We start from the raw sequence: 2,921 nt of genomic DNA, 5'->3' as shown, positions 1-2,921 counted from the left end.
GCGGGGTGTGCCCGTCCGCGCCCGGGGCGCCGGGGCCGCCCGCGCCGGGGCCACCGGGCTGGGCGGGGGCGCCGCCGGGGCCGCACTCCCCCGGCTTCGGTCCGTTCTCGGGGGCGGCCGGAGCGGTGCCGTCGGCCGGAGGCGTCGGCAAGGTGCCGTCGGCGGGAGGCGTCGGGGCACCGGTCGGTCCACCGGTCGGTGCAGCGGTGGGCGCGGTCGTCCCGGGACCCGTCGCGCCGCCGTCGGCGCTCGGGGCGTTCGTCGCGGCCGCGACCGTGCTGCTCGACTGAGCGGCCAGCGCCGCCGTGCCTCCGGTGAGGCCGAGCGCGGCGACCACCGCGGCGGTGATCACGACCGGTCGCACCCACGTGCGGCGGGGCGGCTCCGGGGTCGGCGCCTCCTGGCGGGGCAGCGGCAGGGTGGGGTTGTCGTCGTCGGACATGGGTTCCTCTCGGGCCGGCGAGTCTCGTCGGCGTCTGCTCCCCAGCCTCGGAACCGGAACTGAAGCCGACCTGAAGCGGCCACGACCGGGGTGAATCCCCACCGTTCGCATAAGCGGCATCCAGTGTCCGGCCGTATCGTCGGCCGGATGTCCGCCCCCGCCCGCGTCCTCGTGCTCGATGATGACGAGACCATCCGCCTCGCCGTCGTGCTCGCGCTGCGCGCCGACGGTTTCGTGGCCGAGGGGGCGCCCGACGGCACCGATCTCGCCGAACGACTGGATCGGTTCCGCCCCGACCTCGTGGTGCTGGACTGGATGATGCCCGGGCCGAGTGGCATCCGGTTGCTCCCCGTCGTGCGCGCCGCGGGCGACACCGCCGTGATCATGCTGACCGCGCGCGACGAGGTCGACGATCGGCTGCGCGGATTCGCCGAGGGCGCCGACGACTACGTCGTGAAGCCGTTCACGATGGCCGAGCTCGTGGCCCGTGCCGGCGCCGTGCTCCGGCGACGGGGACGGCTGCCGCAGACGGTCGCCGTGGGCGATCTCGTCGTGGATGCCGATGCCGCCACGGCTCATCGGGCGGGAGCGCTGCTCGATCTCACGGCGACCGAGTTCCGGTTGCTGCGCCTGCTCGTCGAGAGTCGCGGCCGGACGTTGTCGAAGACGCAGATTCTCACGCAGGTGTGGGGGTACGAGGACTACGACGTCAATCTCGTCGAGGTGCATGTGAGCGCGCTGCGCCGCAAGATGGAGGCCCACGGCGAGCGTCTCGTCCACACCGTGCGCGGCCTCGGCTACCGCCTGAGCGAGCGCGCATGAGCGCCCTGCGGTCCGGATCGCTCCGGCGTCGGACGATCGTGTCCGTGCTGGCGCTCGTCGCGCTGCTGCTCGTCGTGCTCGCGGTGATCGTCGACGTGGCGCTCGGTGCGCGGCTCCGCGGTCAGATCGAGGACCGGCTGCGCGACCGCACCGCGGCGACCGCATCGCTCGTGGGGATCGTGGATGCCGAGGACCTCGCCGACCGGCTCTCGGCACAGGGCCTGTCGGTGCGCATCGACGAGGCCGGCGGCGGGTCGGTCGTCGCCGGCCCCAGCCCCGAGCAGCTGCGCGGGGGTCCCGCGGGACCGCCCGGGGGTCCGCGGGGCGGCGAGGCCCCGGCGACGCCCGCGCCGGGAGCGGTGACCGTCACCGCCTCGGAACTGAGCGGTGACGCCGACCTGGTGACGCTGCGCTCGACGCTGAGCGACGGATCGACGCTCACGCTCACGGCCTCCGCCGCCGGGGTCGGCGAGACGCTCACGCAGGTGCGCTGGATCATGGCCGGCGCGTCCGTCGCGGTGCTGCTGCTCGCAGCGGGCGCCGTCGTGCTCGTCGTGCGCCGCACCCTGCGGCCGCTCGACGAGGTGTCGGACGTCGCGCGCGCCATCGGCGCCGGGGAACGCGATCGACGCCTTCGTCCGACGCACCCCGACACCGAGATCGGGCGCGTGGCGACGGCGCTCGACGACATGCTCGACGACGTCGTCGGCGCCGAGGTCGCCGCGCGGGCCGCCGAGGTCGCCGCGCGGGCCGCCGAGGAACGGCTGCGGGCGTTCCTCTCGGATGCCGCGCACGAACTGCGGACGCCGGTCGCCGGCATCCGGGCCGCCGCCGATACTCTCGTGCGCGCCGACCTCGACGGCCCCGAGCGCGAGATGCTCGCCGGGCACGTCGTGCGGGAGGCGACCCGCGCGTCGCGTCTCGTGGACGATCTGCTGCTCATGGCGCGCCTCGACCGCGGGTTGGAGCTCGCGCTCGCTCCGGCCGATCTGCGCGAGATCGTCGACGCGGAGGCGGCGCGGGCGCGCCTGGTGCATCCCGGCCTGACCGTGGACGCCGAGATCCCGGATGCCGCTGTCCCGGTGTCCGTCGACCGCGACCGGGTCGCGCAGGTGTTGTCGAACCTCGTCGAGAACGCCGCGCGCGTCACCGGCGGCCGCGGGCGCGTGGTGCTCGGCATCCATTCGTCGGGCGACGACGTCGAGGTGCACGTGAGCGACGATGGGCCGGGCGTCGCCGCGGAGGATCGGCAGCGGATCTTCGACCGTCTCGTGCGGCTCGACGCCGCGCGCGCGGGGTCCGGCGGCGTCGGGCTCGGGCTCCCGATCGCGCGCGGGATCGCCCGCGCACACGGCGGCGACGTGGAGTGCCTTCCCGCGGACCGCGGAGCGGTGTTCGTGCTCCGTCTTCCGCGGTCGAGCGCGGCTCAGCGCACGGGGCGGGCAGCGCGCGCGGGCGTCGGCCGCGCCGGCGTCGTCTGAGCGGAGGCGACGCCCGACCCGCTCAGCGTGAGGCCGTCGGCCCCGCTGGCGTCGTGCATCATCTGGTCGACGAGTTCGCGATCGATCGACGGTTCGCGGCCACCGTAGAACTGCAGCACGAGGGCGTTCGATGCATGGATCCACAGGCTCGCCTGGCGCACCCCCTCGTTCACCGG

General features: G+C 75.3%; 3 protein-coding genes and 1 pseudogene. 2 read left to right on the top strand and 2 right to left on the bottom strand.

The annotated features are described in order from the left end of the window. Nucleotides 1-442, bottom strand: a pseudogene (locus tag AVW09_RS15330) (hypothetical protein); the annotation flags it as partial. 147 nt (nt 443-589) lie between these two features. On the opposite strand from AVW09_RS15330, the gene AVW09_RS15325 reads away from it, so the two are divergent. Further along, nucleotides 590-1,264, top strand: coding sequence for a response regulator transcription factor (locus AVW09_RS15325; RefSeq protein WP_063258878.1), 675 nt, complete (start codon nt 590-592; stop codon nt 1,262-1,264). Then, nucleotides 1,261-2,745: a sensor histidine kinase gene (locus tag AVW09_RS15320; protein ID WP_063258877.1), complete on the top strand. Its 1,485-nt coding sequence runs from the start codon at nt 1,261-1,263 to the stop codon at nt 2,743-2,745. The genes AVW09_RS15325 and AVW09_RS15320 overlap by 4 nt, the downstream gene beginning before the upstream one ends. Here AVW09_RS15320 and AVW09_RS18085 read toward each other — a convergent pair. Next, a partial coding sequence (locus AVW09_RS18085) for a DUF7882 family protein (protein WP_442922751.1) occupies nt 2,691-2,921 on the bottom strand: 231 nt, incomplete at its 5' end. The two genes, AVW09_RS15320 and AVW09_RS18085, sit on opposite strands and share 55 nt — an antisense overlap.

It is taken from the genome of Microbacterium sp. T32, from assembly GCF_001619615.1.
Taxonomy (GTDB): Bacteria; Actinomycetota; Actinomycetes; order Actinomycetales; family Microbacteriaceae; genus Microbacterium.
The sequence above is the reverse complement of the archived record's forward strand: the minus strand, read 5'-3'. Positions and strand labels throughout refer to the sequence as shown.

Excerpts from the sequence above, each read along its gene's own strand:
- AVW09_RS15325 (WP_063258878.1), top strand. The coding sequence starts at position 590 with ATGTCCGCCCCCGCCCGCGTCCTCGTGCTCGATGATGACGAGACCATC.
- AVW09_RS15320 (WP_063258877.1), top strand. The coding sequence starts at position 1,261 with ATGAGCGCCCTGCGGTCCGGATCGCTCCGGCGTCGGACGATCGTGTCC.